At 71.8% G+C, this 17,426-nt stretch carries 16 protein-coding genes; 9 read left to right on the plus strand and 7 right to left on the minus strand.

All coding sequences use genetic code 11. From position 1 onward, the window contains the following. Nucleotides 1-163: 163 nt before the first annotated feature. The 4 genes from QRN89_RS25810 to QRN89_RS25825 all read right to left on the minus strand — a co-directional run bounded on the left by QRN89_RS25810 (nucleotide 164) and on the right by QRN89_RS25825 (nucleotide 3,549). On the minus strand, nucleotides 164-1,084 hold the full coding sequence (locus QRN89_RS25810; protein ID WP_290351747.1) for an amino acid ABC transporter permease: 921 nt from the start codon (nucleotides 1,082-1,084) through the stop codon (nucleotides 164-166). Beyond that, nucleotides 1,081-1,746, minus strand: a complete 666-nt coding sequence (locus tag QRN89_RS25815) for an amino acid ABC transporter permease (protein WP_290351748.1) — start codon at nucleotides 1,744-1,746, stop codon at nucleotides 1,081-1,083. Before QRN89_RS25815 ends, QRN89_RS25810 begins: the two co-directional genes overlap by 4 nt. Before the next feature lie 84 nt (nucleotides 1,747-1,830). Then, on the minus strand, nucleotides 1,831-2,682 hold the full coding sequence (locus tag QRN89_RS25820) for a glutamate ABC transporter substrate-binding protein (protein WP_290351749.1): 852 nt from the start codon (nucleotides 2,680-2,682) through the stop codon (nucleotides 1,831-1,833). Between the two features lie 81 nt (nucleotides 2,683-2,763). Beyond that, on the minus strand, nucleotides 2,764-3,549 hold the full coding sequence (locus QRN89_RS25825) for an amino acid ABC transporter ATP-binding protein (RefSeq protein ID WP_290351750.1): 786 nt from the start codon (nucleotides 3,547-3,549) through the stop codon (nucleotides 2,764-2,766). Nucleotides 3,550-3,804: 255 nt separating this feature from the next. Here QRN89_RS25825 and QRN89_RS25830 point away from each other — a divergent pair, with 255 nt between their 5' ends. Next, complete coding sequence (locus QRN89_RS25830) at nucleotides 3,805-4,506, plus strand: response regulator transcription factor (RefSeq protein WP_290351751.1); 702 nt, start codon at nucleotides 3,805-3,807, stop codon at nucleotides 4,504-4,506. Between the two features lie 15 nt (nucleotides 4,507-4,521). Further along, nucleotides 4,522-5,916: a sensor histidine kinase gene (locus tag QRN89_RS25835; protein ID WP_290351752.1), complete on the plus strand. Its 1,395-nt coding sequence runs from the start codon at nucleotides 4,522-4,524 to the stop codon at nucleotides 5,914-5,916. 394 nt (nucleotides 5,917-6,310) lie between these two features. On the opposite strand, the gene QRN89_RS25840 is transcribed toward QRN89_RS25835, so the two are convergent. After that, nucleotides 6,311-7,309 carry a TAXI family TRAP transporter solute-binding subunit gene (locus QRN89_RS25840; protein ID WP_290351753.1) on the minus strand — a complete coding sequence of 333 codons (999 nt, stop codon included), beginning with the start codon at nucleotides 7,307-7,309 and terminating at the stop codon, nucleotides 6,311-6,313. A gap of 151 nt (nucleotides 7,310-7,460) precedes the next feature. Here QRN89_RS25840 and miaB point away from each other — a divergent pair, with 151 nt between their 5' ends. Both miaB and QRN89_RS25850 read left to right on the plus strand, forming a co-directional pair. Further along, nucleotides 7,461-8,951 (plus strand): tRNA (N6-isopentenyl adenosine(37)-C2)-methylthiotransferase MiaB, encoded by a 1,491-nt coding sequence (gene miaB, locus QRN89_RS25845; RefSeq protein ID WP_290351754.1) that lies wholly within the window; start codon nucleotides 7,461-7,463, stop codon nucleotides 8,949-8,951. 181 nt (nucleotides 8,952-9,132) lie between these two features. Beyond that, on the plus strand, nucleotides 9,133-9,849 hold the full coding sequence (locus QRN89_RS25850; protein WP_290351755.1) for a class III extradiol dioxygenase subunit B-like domain-containing protein: 717 nt from the start codon (nucleotides 9,133-9,135) through the stop codon (nucleotides 9,847-9,849). A 166-nt stretch (nucleotides 9,850-10,015) separates the two neighbouring features. On the opposite strand, the gene QRN89_RS25855 is transcribed toward QRN89_RS25850, so the two are convergent. Both QRN89_RS25855 and QRN89_RS25860 read right to left on the minus strand, forming a co-directional pair. Further along, on the minus strand, nucleotides 10,016-10,273 hold the full coding sequence (locus QRN89_RS25855; protein ID WP_290351756.1) for an antitoxin: 258 nt from the start codon (nucleotides 10,271-10,273) through the stop codon (nucleotides 10,016-10,018). 23 nt (nucleotides 10,274-10,296) lie between these two features. Further along, nucleotides 10,297-10,584, minus strand: coding sequence for a hypothetical protein (locus tag QRN89_RS25860; RefSeq protein ID WP_290351757.1), 288 nt, complete (start codon nucleotides 10,582-10,584; stop codon nucleotides 10,297-10,299). 320 nt (nucleotides 10,585-10,904) lie between these two features. On the opposite strand from QRN89_RS25860, the gene miaA reads away from it, so the two are divergent. The 5 genes from miaA to QRN89_RS25885 all read left to right on the plus strand — a co-directional run bounded on the left by miaA (nucleotide 10,905) and on the right by QRN89_RS25885 (nucleotide 17,290). Next, nucleotides 10,905-11,843 (plus strand): tRNA (adenosine(37)-N6)-dimethylallyltransferase MiaA, encoded by a 939-nt coding sequence (gene miaA / locus QRN89_RS25865; protein WP_290351758.1) that lies wholly within the window; start codon nucleotides 10,905-10,907, stop codon nucleotides 11,841-11,843. A 105-nt stretch (nucleotides 11,844-11,948) separates the two neighbouring features. Continuing rightward, the gene (locus tag QRN89_RS25870) at nucleotides 11,949-12,407 is read left to right on the plus strand and encodes a hypothetical protein (protein ID WP_290353858.1); all 459 of its coding nucleotides are present in this window, start codon (nucleotides 11,949-11,951) and stop codon (nucleotides 12,405-12,407) included. A gap of 29 nt (nucleotides 12,408-12,436) precedes the next feature. Next, nucleotides 12,437-13,333, plus strand: coding sequence for a diaminopimelate epimerase (gene dapF / locus QRN89_RS25875; protein ID WP_290351759.1), 897 nt, complete (start codon nucleotides 12,437-12,439; stop codon nucleotides 13,331-13,333). Nucleotides 13,334-13,573: 240 nt separating this feature from the next. Further along, nucleotides 13,574-15,694, plus strand: a complete 2,121-nt coding sequence (locus QRN89_RS25880) for a RelA/SpoT family protein (protein ID WP_290351760.1) — start codon at nucleotides 13,574-13,576, stop codon at nucleotides 15,692-15,694. A 111-nt stretch (nucleotides 15,695-15,805) separates the two neighbouring features. Next, entirely contained in the window at nucleotides 15,806-17,290 is a 1,485-nt protein-coding gene (locus QRN89_RS25885) for a M1 family metallopeptidase (RefSeq protein ID WP_290351762.1), read from the plus strand. Nucleotides 17,291-17,426: the final 136 nt, after the last annotated feature.

Here is a 17,426-nt window from a genome sequence, read left to right on the forward strand (position 1 = left end):
GGGACGGAGGGAACAGGGGGAATGGGCCGGCTGGCGCCCGGTGTGCGATCACAGAACGTATGCAACCCACTGCCGGTGTCCCCGTCAAGCGACGAAGGGCGGCGGCGCTCTCGCGCCGCCGCCCTTCGGTCCGGTCCTGGCCGTCGTGGGGTCAGCCCCCGCCTCAGGCGTCAGACTTGAAATCACCCTGTGTGGAGATACCGTCGGCGGGTCCCACGGTCTCCAGTCCGCCGCCGGGGCCGGCGTGGACGACGGCGCCCGTGGTCTTCTTGCCGCGCCGCAGTCTGCGCTCCAGCCACCCCGCGGCGGAGGTGAGGGCGAAGTTCAGGGCGACGAAGATGACGGCGACGACGGTGAAGCTGGCGATCGTGTTGGCGCCGTAGTTGGCGCTCATCGGCCGCACCGAGGCCAGGAGCTCGGAGAAGGAGAGCATCGCGCCGCCCAGAGCGGTGTCCTTCACGATGACGACCATCTGGCTGACGATCGCCGGAAGCATGGCCGTCACCGACTGCGGCAGCAGCACGTGCCGCATCGTCTGGCCCTTGCGCATGCCGATCGCCTTGGCGGCGTCCGTCTGGCCGCGCGGCAGGGACTGGATACCGGCCCGGACGATCTCGGCGAGGACCGAGGCGTTGTACAGCACCAGACCAGTGACCACCGCGTACAGCGGGCGCACATCGCTGCTGATGTCGGTGAAGTCGGAGTAGGCCGCGTTGGCGAACAGCATCAGGATCAGCACGGGGATGGCGCGGAAGAACTCCACGACCGTCCCCGCGACGCCGCGGACCGAACGGTGGTCGGAGAGCCGGGCGATGCCGAAGACCGCACCGAGCGGCAGTGCGATGGCCAGCGCGAAGGTCGCGGCGATCAGCGTGTTCTGCAGTCCCGGCCAGAGGTAGGTCGTGTATGGCTGGGAGCTCGTGAAGAACGGCTCCCACTTGACCCAGTCGAGCTGGCCCTTGGAGCTCAGACCGTCGTAGACCCACCACACGACCAGGGCGAGCACGGCCAGGAACAGGGCGGTGTAGCCGATGTTGCGCCGCTTGGCACGCGTGCCCGGCGCGTCGTAGAGAACGGAAGTCATCGCTTCACCGCCACCTTCTTGCTCACCCAGCCGAGGACCAGTCCGGTCGGCAGCGTCAGGCAGATGAAGCCGAACGCGAAGACCGCGACGATCGGGATCAGGGCGGCGTACGTCTCGATCCACTCCTTCATCAGGAGCGAGGCCTCGGCGACACCGATCACCGAGGCGACGGTGGTGTTCTTGGTCAGGGCGATCAGCACGTTCGCCAGCGGGTTGACGACCGACCGGAAGGCCTGGGGGAGGACGATGAGCGTGAGTACCTGCGAGAAGCTCAGTCCCAGGGCGCGGGCCGCCTCCGCCTGGCCGACGGGCACGGTGTTGATGCCGGACCGCAGCGCCTCGCACACGAAGGCCGCGGTGTACGCGATCAGGCCGAGCACCGCCAGCCGGAAGTTGATCACCGTGAAGTCGTCCCCGCCCAGGGTGACGCCCAGCGTCTGGAAGAGCCCCAGCGATGTGAAGAGGATGACGACGGTGAGCGGGATGTTACGCACGACGTTCACGTACGCGGTGCCGACGGCCCGCATCAGCGGCACCGGGCTGACCCGCATGCCGGCCAGCAGCGTTCCCCATATGAGGGAGCCGATGGCCGAGTAGACGGTGAGCTTCACCGTCACCCAGAAGGCGCCCAGCAGGGCGTCCATATCAAGAAAGTCGAACACGATCTCCCGCGCTTCCGCGTCTGCGAGTGGGAAGGACTCGGCGCGCCGCCGCCGTCAGCGGCGGCGCGCCCGGTCGGCCAGGGGTTACTTGACGATGTTGCCGATCTTCGGGGCGGGCTCGTTCTTGTAGCCGGCCGGGCCGAAGTGGGCCTCCACGGCCTTGTCCCAGGACTTGTCCTGGACCATCTTCTCCAGCGCCTTGTTGATCTTGTCCTTGAGCTCGGTGTCGCCCTTCTTCAGGCCGATGCCGTAGTTCTCGTTGCTCATCTTGAAGCCGGCGAGCTTGAACTTGCCCTTGAAGGACTCCTGCGCGGCGTAGCCGGCGAGGATGGAGTCGTCGGTGGTGAGCGCGTCGACGACCTTGTTCTCCAGGCCGGTCAGGCACTCGGAGTAGCCGCCGAACTCCTGGAGCTGCGCCTTCGGGGCGAGCTTGTCCTTGACGTTCTGCGCCGAGGTCGAACCGGTGACCGAGCAGAGCTTCTTGTTGTTCAGGTCGGCCGGGGACTTGATGGAGTCGTCGTCGGCGCGGACGAGGATGTCCTGGTGGGCCAGCAGGTACGGGCCGGCGAAGTCCACCTTGGCCAGGCGCTTGTCGTTGATCGAGTACGAGGCGACGATGAACTTGACGTCGCCGCGCTCGATCGCGGTCTCGCGGTCGGCGCTCTTGGTCTCCTTGAAGACGATGTCGCCCTCTTCGTAACCGAGCTCCTTGGCCACGTACTTGGCCACGTCCACGTCGAAGCCCTGGTACTTGCCGTCCGGGGTCTTCAGGCCGATGCCCGGCTGGTCGATCTTGATACCGATCGTGATCTTGTCGCCGCCGCCGGCGGAACCGCCGCCGGCCGCGTCGTCCTTCTTGCCGGAGCCACAGGCGGTGACGGTCAGAGCGAGCGCGACTGCGGCGGCCGCGGCGGCGGAGGCCTTACGGAGCTTCATGTGAACTTCCCTTGGTTAGACGTGATGTGTGCGATCAGCAGAACCCTGCCCGGGGCCAACGATGCCCAGGAACGGCTGGGTTCAGTGGTGCAGGATCTTCGAAAGGAAGTCCTTGGCCCGGTCGCTGCGCGGGTTGCTGAAGAACTCCTCCGGCGTGGCCTCTTCGACGATCTTGCCGTCGGCCATGAAGACGACGCGGTTGGCGGCGCTGCGCGCGAAGCCCATCTCGTGGGTGACGACGACCATCGTCATGCCGTCCCGCGCCAGCTGCTGCATGACCTCGAGGACCTCGTTGATCATCTCGGGGTCGAGCGCGGACGTGGGCTCGTCGAACAGCATGACCTTGGGGTTCATCGCCAGGGCCCGGGCGATCGCGACGCGCTGCTGCTGGCCGCCGGAGAGCTGCGCCGGGTACTTGTCGGCCTGCGAGCCGACGCCCACCCGGTCGAGCAGGCTGCGCGCCTTCTCCTCGGCGGCCTTCTTGTCCGTCCTGCGGACCTTCAGCTGGCCCAGCATGACGTTCTCCAGCACCGTCTTGTGTGCGAAGAGGTTGAACGACTGGAAGACCATGCCGACGTCGGCGCGCAGCCGGGCCAGCTCCCTGCCCTCGTCGGGCAGCGGCTTTCCGTCGATCGTGATCGAGCCGGAGTCGATCGTCTCCAGCCGGTTGATGGTGCGGCACAGCGTGGACTTGCCGGACCCGGAGGGCCCGATGACGACAACGACCTCGCCGCGCGCGATCGTCAGGTCGATGTCCTGGAGTACATGCAGCGCGCCGAAGTGCTTGTTGACGTTGCTCAGTACGACCAGGTCCGTCGTGGCCGGCACGGCGTCCTCGGCGCCCTTGGTCACTGATACTCCGCTCATCGGCTTCTTGCTCCGTCCTCCTCGGTTGGGAGGACCTTAATGACGTGCTCCGACCACCGTCATTACATCTGAGCGGAAATTGAGCATAACGATCCGGCTGCAACCGGACACACTGGGTGAACAGGGCGGTGCCCCCAGTACCGGGTGGATAACGAAAAACCCCAGGTCGCCGGTAACCCCCTTGACGCATGGTGCGCCTATCGGTCTTTATGCCCTGGTAACAACGCGAGAGCTACGCCCGGGAGGGGGGCCACTGTGAGACTTCTGCTTGTCGAGGACGACGACCACGTCGCCGCGGCCCTGTCCGCGGTGCTCGCACGGCACGGTTTCCAGGTCACCCACGCCCGCAACGGCGAAGAGGCGCTGCAGGCCGTGCTCCCGGCCGCCGCGGAGGGCAAGGCTCCCTTCGGCGTCGTCCTGCTCGACCTCGGACTGCCCGACCAGGACGGCTACCAGGTGTGCGGGAAGATCCGGAAGCTCACCACCACGCCGGTGATCATGGTCACCGCGCGGGGCGACGTGCGCTCCCGCATCCACGGGCTGAACCTCGGGGCCGACGACTACGTCGTGAAGCCGTACGACACGGGGGAGTTGCTCGCCCGCATCCACGCCGTCAGCCGGCGCACCGCGCCCGGCGAGGAGCCCGCGTCGGCCTCCGACAGCGCGCTCAGGCTCGGCACGGTCACCATAGAGCTGCCCACGCGCCGCGTCAGTGTCGACGGGACGGACGTCCAGCTCACCCGCAAGGAGTTCGACCTGCTGGCACTGCTCGCGCAGCGGCCCGGGGTCGTCTTCCGCCGGGAGCAGATCATCAGCGAGGTGTGGCGCACCAGCTGGGAGGGGACCGGCCGGACACTCGAGGTGCACGTGGCGTCGCTGCGTTCCAAGCTCGCCATGCCCGCCCTCATCGAGACCGTGCGCGGCGTCGGCTACCGCCTCGTCACCCCCGTCGCGTAAAGGCCCGCGCTCCCCTTGCGTACACGCCTCCTTCCGCTCCTCATCGTCCTCATGGCCGGCGTCCTGCTGGCCCTGGGCTTCCCGCTCGCCGTGAGCCTGGCGGCGGCCGAGCAGCAGCAGGTGGTGGTCGACCGGCTGGACGACACGGCGCGCTTCGCCGCCCAGGCCCAGTTCGTCACCGAGGGCGTCACGGGGCAGGACGAGCGCCGTACGACCCTCGAAGAGGAACTGACCCGCTACAACGACGTGTACGGCATCCACGCCGGCGTCTTCCATCGCAGCGACGCCGCCATGGCCCGGGCCCCCTGGCACTGGGAGGTGCCGGAGACCGGGGTGGGGCGCCAGGCGTTCGCCGAGGCCCTGCTCGGCCGCCGCAGCCACGATCCGCCGCAGGTCTGGCCCTGGCAGCAGGACGGCCGGATCGTCGTGGCCTCGCCGGTGGTGCGGGACGGCGACGTCGTCGCGGTCGTCGTCACCGACTCTCCCACGGGGCAGTTGCGCTCCCGCATCCTGCGCGGATGGCTGCTGATCGCGGCCGGCGAGTCCGCGGCGATGCTCGTCGCCGTGGGTGCGGCGTTCCGGCTCACCGGCTGGGTGCTCAGGCCGGTGCGCGTCCTCGACGCCGCCACCCACGACATCGCGACCGGCCGGATGAACTCCCGCGTCGCGGCTGCGGGTGGCCCGCCGGAACTCCGCCGGCTGGCCCGGTCGTTCAACGAGATGGCCGACAACGTCGAGTTGGTGCTGGAGCAGCAGCGCGCCTTCGTCGCCGATGCCTCCCACCAGCTCCGCAACCCCCTCGCCGCCCTGCTGCTGAGGATCGAGCTCCTCGCCCTCGAACTGCCCGAGGGCAACGAGGAGATCGCCTCCGTGCGCACGGAGGGCAAGCGGCTCGCCCGCGTCCTGGACGATCTGCTGGATCTGGCCCTGGCCGAGCACGCCTCCGCCGACATCCGGCTCACCGACATCGGCGAGCTGACGGCCGAGCGGGTCGCCGCCTGGCGGCCGCTCGCGGAGGAGAAGGGCGTCCGGCTCCACGGGCACGGACCGGCCGTCACCGCGTGGGCCGACCCGATCGCGCTCTCCAGCGCCCTGGACGCCGTGATCGACAACGCGCTGAAGTTCACGCCCGAGGGGGAGGAGGTCACGGTCACGGTGTCCGCCGACGGCACGACCTCCACGGTCGTGGTCGCCGACGGCGGACCGGGGCTCACCGAGGAGGAGCTCACCCGGATCGGCGACCGCTTCTGGCGCAGCGGCCGCCACCAGAACGTGAAGGGCTCCGGCCTCGGCCTCTCCATCACCCGCGCACTGCTCTCCGCGGGCGGCGGCTCGATCGCGTACGCGCACAACGAACCCCGCGGACTGCGGGTGACGGTCACGCTGCCGCGCCATCCGCCGGCGTCCTGAGCGCGGGGCCGCCCGACGGCCACGGGGGTACGGGGGACCGGCCGCCGGGACGTGGACGGCCGCTTCCGGCTTGTGGACCGGCCGCCTGACCGGGGAACGAGCGCTTCCGGGCGGAGAGCGACCGACGGCGCACACGCATCGCGGCCTCTCCGCGCGGGTACGGGCTTCGCGAACGCATGACCTGAACGGGGACCGACCGCGCGAAATCACGCTCGGCCCTCCCCGGCGGCACCGGCCCGCGTTCGATCCGGCCGGTCGCGCGGCCCCCTCCGTCCGAAGCCGCGGTCCGGGCCCGATGACTCGACCCGTCCGGCCTTCCGGTGACACCGCTCGGGACACCGTTCCGCCCCCGCTTCAGCCGCCCCCGGAGCGACCCGCCCCGGGCGGGCTCGCGCTACGGCTTCTCCGAGCTGTAGTAGCGCCGGGCGCCCTCGTGCAGCGGCAGCGGGTCCGTGTAGATCGCCGTCCGCAGATCGACGAGCTGGGCCGGGTGGACCTCACGGCCGATCCGGTCCCGGCTCCTGATCACGGTCCGGGTGAACCGCTCGGTCAGCTCCGGGTCCGCCCTGTCCGTCGTGACGAGCAGATTGGCCACGGCGACGGTCTGCACCGGGGACCTCGCGCCCATCCTGGGGTAGGCGTCGGAGGGGATCACCGCCGAGTGGTAGTAGCGCGTCGCGTCGCCCGTCGCGTGGACGCGGCTGATGAGCTTGTCGCCGACCGGGACGAGCCGCACGGGGAAACGTTCCGACAGGTTCTGGACAGCGGCGGTCGGCAGTCCCCCGGACCAGAAGAAGGCGTCCAGCTCGCCACGCTCCAGCCGTCCCGGCATGGTGTCGATGCCGGCGGACACCGGGTCGATGTCCTGGCGGGCGTCCAGGCCGGCGGCGGTGAGCACCCGGTCCGCTATGAGCCGGACACCGGAGCCCTCCTGCCCGACCCCCACGCGCTTGCCGCGCAGATCGGCCGGGGTCTCCACGGACGAGCCCTGGGGCACGACCAGCTGCACGTAGTCGTCGTACAGCCGGGCGCAGCCGCGCAGACGGTCGGCACCGGGCCTGCCGTCCCGCCGGTACTTCGCCACCGCGTCGGCGGTCGCGACCGTGAAGTCGGCCTCGCCGCTCGCCACCCGGGCGAGGTTCTGCTGGGAACCCTCGCTCGTTCGGAGATCTATCGAGACCTTCGGCAGATCATGGGCCAGGGCGTCCTTGAGGAGGTCGCCGTACCGCTGGTACACACCGCTCTTCACACCCGTGCTGAACGTGAGCCGGCCGCTCGGGCTGCTGTCGCCCATCGGCAGGAGCCACCACAGCAGCAGCCCGCACACGACGGCCAGCGCCACGGAGCCCTGGAGGGCACGGCGCCGGCTGATTCGGGACAGAGCGGGGAGCATGGCGCGATCCTGCCAGTTCACTCGCGGTGCTGGCCAGGCCCTCCCGCTCCGCCGGCGCCGGCCCTCGCCCTCGGCCGTGGCCGGGTTCCGCCTCCCGCCCGGGGAACACGGGGGCGGCGGGCGGCCGCCACCCCGTACCCTGGTGTGCGAGATGAGCGCGAAGACTTACGAGGTGCGCACCTACGGGTGCCAGATGAACGTCCACGACTCCGAGCGGCTGTCCGGCCTGCTGGAGGACGCGGGCTATGTCCGGGCGCCCGAGGGCACGGGTGAGGGCGAGGCGGATGTCGTCGTCTTCAACACCTGCGCGGTCCGGGAGAACGCCGACAACAGGCTGTACGGCAATCTCGGGCGGCTCGCCCCGATGAAGGCCAGGCGGCCGGGGATGCAGATCGCCGTCGGCGGCTGCCTCGCCCAGAAGGACCGCGACACCATCGTCAAGAAGGCGCCCTGGGTCGACGTCGTCTTCGGCACGCACAACATCGGCAAGCTGCCCGTGCTGCTGGAGCGCGCCCGCGTCCAGGAAGAGGCGCAGGTCGAGATCGCGGAGTCGCTGGAGGCCTTCCCCTCCACGCTGCCGACGCGCCGCGAGAGCGCGTACGCGGCCTGGGTGTCCATCTCCGTCGGGTGCAACAACACCTGCACCTTCTGCATCGTGCCCGCGCTGCGCGGCAAGGAGAAGGACCGCCGCCCCGGCGACATCCTCGCCGAGGTCGAGGCGCTGGTCGGCGAGGGCGTCTCGGAGATCACGCTGCTCGGCCAGAACGTCAACGCGTACGGCTCCGACATCGGTGACCGCGAGGCCTTCTCCAAGCTCCTCCGAGCCTGCGGGAACGTCGAGGGCCTGGAGCGGGTCCGCTTCACGTCCCCGCACCCGCGCGACTTCACGGACGACGTGATCGCCGCGATGGCCGAGACCCCGAACGTGATGCCGCAGCTCCACATGCCGCTGCAGTCCGGCTCGGACACGGTGCTCAAGGCGATGCGCCGCTCCTACCGGCAGGAGCGCTACCTCGGCATCATCGAGAAGGTCCGCGCCGCGATCCCGCACGCCGCCATCTCCACGGACATCATCGTGGGCTTCCCCGGCGAGACCGAGGAGGACTTCGAGCAGACGCTGCACGTCGTGCGCGAGGCCCGCTTCGCCCAGGCCTTCACCTTCCAGTACTCGAAGCGGCCCGGTACCCCGGCCGCGGAGATGGACGGGCAGATCCCGAAGGAGGTCGTCCAGGCGCGCTACGAGCGGCTGGTGGCCCTTCAGGAGGAGATCTCCTGGGAGGAGAACAAGAAGCAGGTCGGCCGCGTCCTCGAGGTCATGGTCGCCGAGGGCGAGGGCCGCAAGGACGGCGCCACGCACCGGCTCTCCGGCCGCGCCCCGGACAACCGCCTGGTCCACTTCACCAAGCCCGCCGACGAGGTACGCCCGGGCGACGTGGTGACCGTCGCGATCACGTACGCGGCCCCGCACCACCTCCTGGCCGAGGGCGAGACGATCTCCGTACGCCGTACGCGCGCCGGCGACGCCTGGGAGAAGCGGAACGCCGCACCCCAGCAGCCCGCCGGCGTGATGCTCGGCCTGCCGACCATCGGCGTCCCGGCCCCGCTGCCCGCCCCGACGGGCGGCTGCTCGGCTGTGGGCTGATCCGGTACGGCGAGGCCGCCGTGTCAGGGCATGGCGAAGGCAACCGCCCGAGCCCGGCGGGGGCGTGGTCGAGGCGGGGTGTTCGGCGAGGTCCGGCACCGCTGTGAGGTTCCGTGAGGCCCGGTGTGCGTCACCGCCGGGCGTCGCGGCCCGCCCAGGGGCCACGCACTAGGCTGCGATCATGCTTGTCGCCGCCGCCGTCTGCCCCAGCCCTCCGCTCCTCGTGCCCGATGTGGCCGCCGGCGCCGCGCCCGAACTCGACGCGGCCCGGACCGCGTGTGCCGACGCGCTGGGCGTGCTGGCCGCGTCCCGTCCCGAGGTGCTGTTCGTGGTGGGCCCCGCCGGCCCCGGCGAGGAGCCCGGCGTTCATGGCCAGGGAACCCGGGGTTCCTTCGAGGGCTTCGGCGTGGCCACCCGCGTGACGCTGGGCACCTCCGGCGGATCCGCGCCGGAGGGAAGGCTGCCCGTGGCGCTCGCGGTCGGCGCCTGGCTGCTGGACCGTGCACGCTGGTCCTTCGCCCCGGTGGAGGGGCTCGCCGTCGACACCGGTCTGGCCGCCGCACGCTGCGCGGAGGCCGGACGCGAGCTCGCCGGGCGGGCCCGGCGGGTCGCGCTGCTCGTCATGGGCGACGGCAGCGCCTGCCGCAGCCCGAAGGCACCGGGATATCTGGACGAACGGGCGGCGCCCTTCGACGCGGAGGCCGCCCGGGCGCTCGGCGCGGCGGACACCGCGGGGCTCGCCGCGCTCGACGAGGCACTGGCCCATGAGCTGCAGGCGGCCGGCCGCGCGCCGTGGCAGATCCTCGCGGGCGCTGCCGAAGGCGCCGGCCTGACCGGACAACTCCTCTACGAGGACGCCCCGTACGGCGTCGGGTACGTCGTCGCCGCCTGGTCCTGACACCGCGCCCCGTGTGCGGGGCCCCGATCGCGGCGGGCGGCGGTCACGTGCGGCGGCCGCAACCGCGTTCGCGCGCGAACACCGCGCGGCGGCGACCGGCCGGCGGTGCCCGTGCACGGCGAACGGTCGCGGAGCCCTAGCCCCACGGCCGTCCGCCGTCGCACTGTCAGGAGGCCGGCGGCGGGGTGCCCTCGCCGCCCTTCTGCGTGCCGTCGTCCTTGTGGGCGAGGCGGTCCAGGGCCTCCTTGGCCTTGCCGGTACCCGACTCGATCTTGTCCCTGTACTTGCCCTTGGTCCGATGGTCGACCGACCGTGCGGCCTTGTCCAAGCCGTGCTCGATCTTGTGCCCGTGCTGGTGGGCGAGGTCGGAGACCTTCTCCCTGGCGGGGGCGAGCTTGGCTTTCAGCGTGTCCATGATGCCCATGGGTCACCTTCGCTCATCCGGAACTACTGACGGGCGCCTTCGCCGGCTTCGTTGTCCGCGGCCTCCTCGACGGACTGCTGCTTCGGGATCTCGAGCTGCTCCGCCCCGGAGGAGCCCGCAGGGCCCGACGGTCCGGACGCATCAGCCGCGGCGGAAGCCGGGGGAGCCTTCTCGGAGCCGGAGCCGGAGCCGGAGCCGGAGCCGGAGCCGGAGCCGGAGCCGGCCTCGTCGCCGTCCGCGCTGTCCTTGCTCTCGTCGGAGTCCACGGAGCCGGTGGCCTCGTCCCCGGACGCCTCCACTGGCTCCTTCACCTTCACAGCGTCCTTCGCAGGTTCCCCGGACGCGCCGTCCTCGGTGCCGACCGTCACACAGCCCGCCGTGCATTCCTCGGTCGACGCCTCCACAGTCCCCTTGGCTTTCCGGCGAAACCTTGCAAAAACGCCCATATCTACTCCATAGCCTAACTCGTGTGGGCGAAATTCCGCGCCGCCCGGAACGTCCCATCGCGCCGCCCCGGAGGCGCCGGTTCAGTGACCGGTCGCCGGAACCTCGCAACAGGCAACGACCCCCATGGGGGCGCCGTCACGTAGCTCGTTCGGGGACGGCCCGGGTCGTTTGCGAGACTGGGTCGGTGAGAAGCGCAGCCCCCGCACCGCGGGTCATCGCCGTCGTCGGCCCCACCGCGGCCGGCAAGTCCGATCTGGGCGTCCATCTGGCCCGGCAGCTCGGCGGCGAGGTCGTCAACGCCGACTCGATGCAGCTGTACCGCGGGATGGACATCGGCACCGCCAAGCTGACGGAGGAGGAGCGCGGCGGCGTCCCCCACCATCTCCTCGACATCTGGGACGTCACGGAGGCGGCCAGCGTCGCCGAGTACCAGAAGCTGGCCCGTGCGGAGATCGACCGGCTGCTCGCCGAGGGCCGCACGCCCGTCCTCGTCGGCGGGTCCGGGCTGTACGTGCGCGGTGCGATCGACGCACTGGAGTTCCCCGGTACCGATCCCGAGATCCGCGCCCGGCTCGAGACCGAGCTGGAGGAGCGCGGCTCCGGGGTTCTGCACGAGCGCCTGGCCGTCGCCGACCCGGATGCCGCCCGCGTGATCCTGCCGAGCAACGGCCGCCGCATCGTCCGGGCCCTGGAGGTGATCGAGATCACCGGCAGGCCCTTCACCGCCAATCTCCCCGGCCACGACGCCGTGTACGACACCGTCCAGATCGGCGTCGACGTCGCCCGCCCCGAACTGGACGAGCGCATCGCGCTCCGCGTGGACCGGATGTGGGACGCGGGTCTCGTGGACGAGGTGCGGGCCCTGGAGGCGCAGGGACTGCGGGCCGGGCGCACCGCCTCGCGCGCGCTCGGCTACCAGCAGGTCCTCTCGGCGCTCGCGGGGGAGTGCACCGAGGAGGAGGCGCGCGCCGAGACCGTGCGCGCCACCAAGCGGTTCGCACGCCGTCAGGACTCCTGGTTCCGCCGCGATCCGCGCGTGCACTGGCTGAGCGGTGCCGTCGCGGACCGCGAGGAACTTCCGGGTCGTGCTCTGGCGTTGGTCGAACGACCGGTTACAGCCTGATCACGTGATGGCATCGGGACGCCACGGCCGTCATTCCCGCGCCCCGGGCCGTGCCATCATCGAGCATCGATCGACTAGTGGTCCGAGTTGGGAGGGCGCGTGGCGATGGAGGCCGGCCCTCGCGACAGAGAACAGCAGGCACAGGACGACCTGCCCCGTCTGAGCCCCGACGGCCCGGACGAGACCGTGGACCTGCTCGCGGACGGAGCGGGCGCCGAAGGCGCCGTCGAGGTCGAGGTGGAGCTGCGTCCGCCGCGGCGGCTCAGGATCTGGCAGCTGGCGCCCATCGTGGGTCTCGCCGCCGTCGGCTCGCTGATGTTCGCGTTCCCGCTCGCCTTCGGGTCCGGGGACGGCGGAGCGGTGGTCGCCATGCTCGGCCTCCTGATCAGCTGCTGTGCGGCGGGCTGGGGCATGATGGCCGCCCGCCGTGTCGGCCACACCTGGCCGGGCCTGCCCGAGCGGAGCTCCGGCGAGCGCCCCGACTGGCGTGTGATCGCCCTGTACGTCGCGGTCGCCGCGGCCCTCGTCGCCCTCGCGGTATGGCGCGTGGCCCGGCTCCGCTGAGTGTCCGGACCGACCCGTACGATGGTCGGGTGACCAGCGCCGCCACCCCGTCCCCCCCGCCGCTCTCGCCGATCGCCTTCCTCAAGGGCCACGGGACCGAGAACGACTTCGTGATCGTCCCGGACCCGGGCAACGAGATCGACCTGCCCGCCTCCGTGGTCGCCACGCTCTGCGACCGGCGCGCCGGCGTCGGCGGCGACGGGCTGCTGCACGTCGTGCGCTCCGCCGCGCACCCCGAGGCGCGTGCCCTGGCCGACGAGGCCGAGTGGTTCATGGACTACCGCAACGCGGACGGCTCGATCGCCGAGATGTGCGGCAACGGGGTGCGGGTGTTCGCGCACTACCTGCAGCGCGCCGGGCTCGTCGACGCGGGTGATCTCGCGGTCGCCACGCGTGGCGGCGTCAAGCGGGTGCACATCGACAAGGACGGCGACATCACCGTCGCCATGGGCCGCGCACTGCTGCCCGAGGAGGGTGTCACCGTCACCGTCGACGGCCGCAGCTGGCCCACCCGGAACGTGAACATGGGCAATCCGCACGCGGTCGCCTTCGTCGAGGACCTCGACCACGCGGGCGATCTGTTCACCTCCCCGCCGTTCACCCCGGCCGCGGTGTATCCGGACGGCGTGAACATCGAGTTCGTCGTCGACCGCGGCCCCCACCACGTGGCCATGCGGGTGCACGAGCGGGGCTCCGGCGAGACCCGTTCGTGCGGCACCGGCGCCTGCGCCGTCGCCGTCGCGGCGGCGCGGCGCGACGGTGCCGACCCGGCCGTGACCGGCGCCCCCGTGACGTACACGGTGGATCTCCCGGGCGGCCGGCTGGTGATCACCGAGCACCCGGACGGCGAGATCGAGATGACCGGCCCCGCCGTGATCGTCGCCGAGGGCCACATCGACCCCGCGCTGCTCGCGGTCCCGGCCTGACCCGGTGCCCCGCTCGCGTCCCGTGACGTGGGCGCACGCAGTGCCGTCCCGACCGCCTGCGGCACACGTCGCGCAGCCGAGGGGAACGGACAACGCCTGAACCATCGCTCGAATGGGTGATCCGATTCACGCTGAGCGAGAGGTGAACTCGGCTACGTGGTGGGCTCGGTAGCATCAAGCACCGGCAGGGAGGGCATGCCTGCTCCCCCCACCGCCGGTCGACGCTGCCGGAGGTGCCCCATGAGTGCAGAGGCCACCAACCCTGGTGCTCCCAGCCGCCGACGCGCCCGCCCCAGGCTCGACCTCCGTCGGCTGGGCAGAGCCGCGCTGCTCGGCCCCACCGCGCGGGACCGGGTCCCGGACGCCATCGGCCATGTCGCCGAGGCTCATCGCGCCCACCACCCCGACGCCGATCTGGCGATCCTGCGCAGGGCGTACGTCCTCGCCGAGTCCTCGCACCGCGGGCAGTTCCGCAAGAGCGGCGAGCCGTACATCACGCACCCGCTCGCCGTGACCCTCATCCTCGCCGAACTCGGCGCGGAGACCACGACCTTGACCGCCTCCCTGCTCCACGACACCGTCGAGGACACGGATGTGACACTCGACCAGGTGCGGGCCGAGTTCGGCGAGGAGGTCTGCTATCTCGTCGACGGCGTGACCAAACTGGAGAAGGTCGACTACGGTGCCGCCGCCGAGCCCGAGACCTTCCGCAAGATGCTCGTCGCCACGGGCAACGACGTCCGTGTCATGTCCATCAAACTCGCCGACCGGCTGCACAACATGCGCACCCTCGGCGTGATGCGCCCGGAGAAGCAGGCGCGCATCGCCAAGGTCACCCGCGACGTGCTGATCCCGCTCGCCGAGCGGCTCGGTGTCCAGGCGCTCAAGACCGAGCTGGAGGACCTGGTCTTCGCGATCCTCCACCCCGAGGAGTACGAACGCACCCGCGCGCTCATCGCCGAGAACGCCGACGCCGGCGACGCCCTGGCCGCCGTCGCCGAGAGCGTCAGAGCCGTCCTGCGGGAAGCGGGCATCCAGGCCGAAGTCCTGGTCCGGCCCCGGCACTTCGTCTCCGTGCACCGGGTGCGTCTCAAGCGCGGCGACCTGTCCGGCACGGACTTCGGGCGCCTCCTCGTCCTCGTCGCCGAGGACGCCGACTGCTACGCCGTCCTCGGCGAACTGCACACCTGCTTCACGCCGTTGATCTCCGAGTTCAAGGACTTCATCGCCGCCCCCAAGTTCAACCTGTACCAGTCACTGCACACGGCGGTCGCGGGCTCCGACGGCGCCGTGGCCGAAGTCCTCATCCGCACGCACCAGATGCACCACGTCGCCGAGGCCGGCGTCGTCGCCCTGGGGAACCCGTACACGGCCGTGGACACCGCGGACGGGACGGGTTCCGCGGGCGCGGCCCATGCCGCCGGCGGGGCGGACGGCGAACGGGCCGACCCGACCCGGCCGGGCTGGCTCTCCCGGCTGCTGGAGTGGCAGGAGTCGGCCCCCGACCCCGACACCTTCTGGACCTCGCTGCAGGCGGACCTCGCCGAGGACCGTGAGATCACCGTCTTCCGCGCGGACGGCGGCACCCTCGGCCTCCCCGCCGGGGCGAGCTGCGTCGACGCCGCCTACGCACAGTACGGAGAAGCGGCGCACGCCTGCGTCGGGGCCCGCGTCAACGGCCGGCTCGCCGCGCTCGCCACCCGGCTGGGCGACGGCGACACGGTCCAGCCGCTGCTCGCCCAGGACGCCGCCTCCGGGCCCTCACCGGACTGGCTCGACCACGCCCGCACGCCCGCGGCCCGGATCGCGATCACCAGCTGGCTCGCCGAGCACCCAGAGGCCGCCAAGCCGCAGGCCGCCGCGCCCCGCGCGCCCGCGTCGCCCCTCGGGGGCCGGCGTGCCGCCGCCAACGCCGTGGCCGAGGCGCCCGGCCTGCCCGATGCCACGGTCCGGCTCGCCGGATGCTGCACCCCGGTGCCGCCCGACGTGGTCACCGGATTCGCGGTCCGGGGCGGCGCCGTCACCGTGCATCGCGGCGAGTGTCCGGGCGTGTCCCGCATGCGCGCCATGGGACGCGAACCCGTCGAGGTGCGCTGGGGCCGGGCGGCGGAGTGCCGGGTCACCCTGGTCGCCGAGGCGTTCGGCAGGCCCCGCCTCCTCGCCGACCTCACCGAGGCCATCGCGACGGCGGGAGCGGCGGTCGTCTCCGCCACCGTCGAACCGCCGAGCGAGCAGCGCGTACGCCACACGTACACGCTCCAGCTCCAGGACGCCGCCGGACTTCCCGCGCTGATGCGGGCGATGCGCGACGTGGGAGGGGTGTACGACGTGAGCCGCGCCCAGCACCCGGCCTCCGCCTGAGCGCCGCCCGCCGTCGGCCCGGGCGCTCTGCGCCGGTCGCCTGACGCCGTTCGGGTGTGCGCGGAGCGAGCCGTCGCGGTCCGTGTTCCTCGCGCTGGTAGCGGTGAAGGCATGCTGCTCACCTCACGACGCCTGCGGGCGGCGTTGCTCGTCGCCGCCTCGGCCACGCTGGTCGCCGCCGTACTGCCCGCTCCCGAACCGCTGGGTATCGGGGATCCGCTGTTCCCGCACCTGGGCAACCCCGGGTACGACGTCCTCACCTACGACATCGCCTTCACCTACCGGGGCACCAACAGCAAGCCGCTGGACGCCGTGACGAAGATCGACGCACGGGCCACGGCGCACCTGGAGCGGATCAACCTCGACTTCACCAGCGGCACCGTACGGGCGGTCGAGGTGAACGGCAGCAGTGCCGAGTTCACGACCGCCGGCGAGGACCTGGTGATCACCCCGCGGCGGTCCGTGGACGCCGGCACCCCGCTCGCCATCACCGTCACCCACACCAGCGTCCCGAAGAGCGGTGGGGCCGGCGGCTGGGTCCGCACGACCGACGGCCTGGCGATGGCCAACCAGGCCGACGCCGCCCACCGCGTCTTCCCCTGCAACGACCACCCCGCCGACAAGGCGCACTTCGTCTTCCGCATCACGGCTCCGACGGGGCTGACCGCCGTGGCCAACGGCCTCCCGGTCACCGCAGCCCGCGGCGGCGCCAAGCCCGCGACCAGGACCTGGGTCTACCGCACCCGGCACCCCATGGCGACCGAGCTGGCCCAGGTCAGCATCGGCAGGTCCGCCGTGGTCCGCCGCGAGGGCCCGCACGGCCTGCCCCTCCGCGATGTCGTCCCCGCCGCCCAGCGCGCACGGCTCGAGCCCTGGCTGAAGAAGACCCCCGCGCACATCACCTGGATGGAGAACAAGGTCGGGCGCTACCCCTTCGAGACGTACGGCGTCCTCCTGGCACAGGCCGAGACCGGGTTCGCCCTGGAGACTCAGACGCTGTCGCTCTTCGAGATGTCGATGTTCACCGACGACCGGTACCCGAAGTGGTACGTCGAGTCGGTCATGGTGCACGAACTCGCCCACCAGTGGTTCGGGAACAGCGTCTCGCCACGGACCTGGTCGGACCTCTGGCTCAACGAGGGCCACGCCACCTGGTACGGCTCGCTGTACGCGGAGGAGCACGCCAAGCAGCCGCTCGAGCAGCAGATGCGCGAGGCGTACGCGCAGTCCGACGGCTGGCGCGCCGCCGGAGGACCCCCGGCCGCCCCGAAGCCCGCGGAACCCGGCCGGCAGCTCGGGCTGTTCCGGCCGATCATGTACGACGGCAGCGCGCTGGTCCTGTACGCACTGCGACAGGAGATCGGCAAGGACGCGTTCGAGACGCTGGAGCGGGCCTGGGTCGCCGAGCACCGGGACGGCACGGCGACGACGGCGGACTTCACCGCCCTCGCCGAGCGGGTCGCCGGCCGCGACCTGACGGGATTCTTCCAGGGCTGGCTCCACGGAGCGAAGACCCCGAGGATGCCCGGGCACCCGGACTGGCGCAGCGAGGCCCCCTCGGCCCGGCGGAACGCCGCACCGGCCGCGAAACACTGAGCCGCTCCGGCCGCGCGAGCCCCGCCCGGGCGGGAAAACCGGGGTGACGGCCGCGGCGGCGCCGTGGGACCATCGACAGGTCGGCGGCGCCGCCGGGCGCGGTCCCTCCGGGAGGAGGACGGTCCCGCACCGGCCC

This window comes from Streptomyces sp. HUAS CB01, assembly GCF_030406905.1.
GTDB classification, from domain to species: domain Bacteria; phylum Actinomycetota; class Actinomycetes; order Streptomycetales; family Streptomycetaceae; genus Streptomyces; species Streptomyces chengbuensis.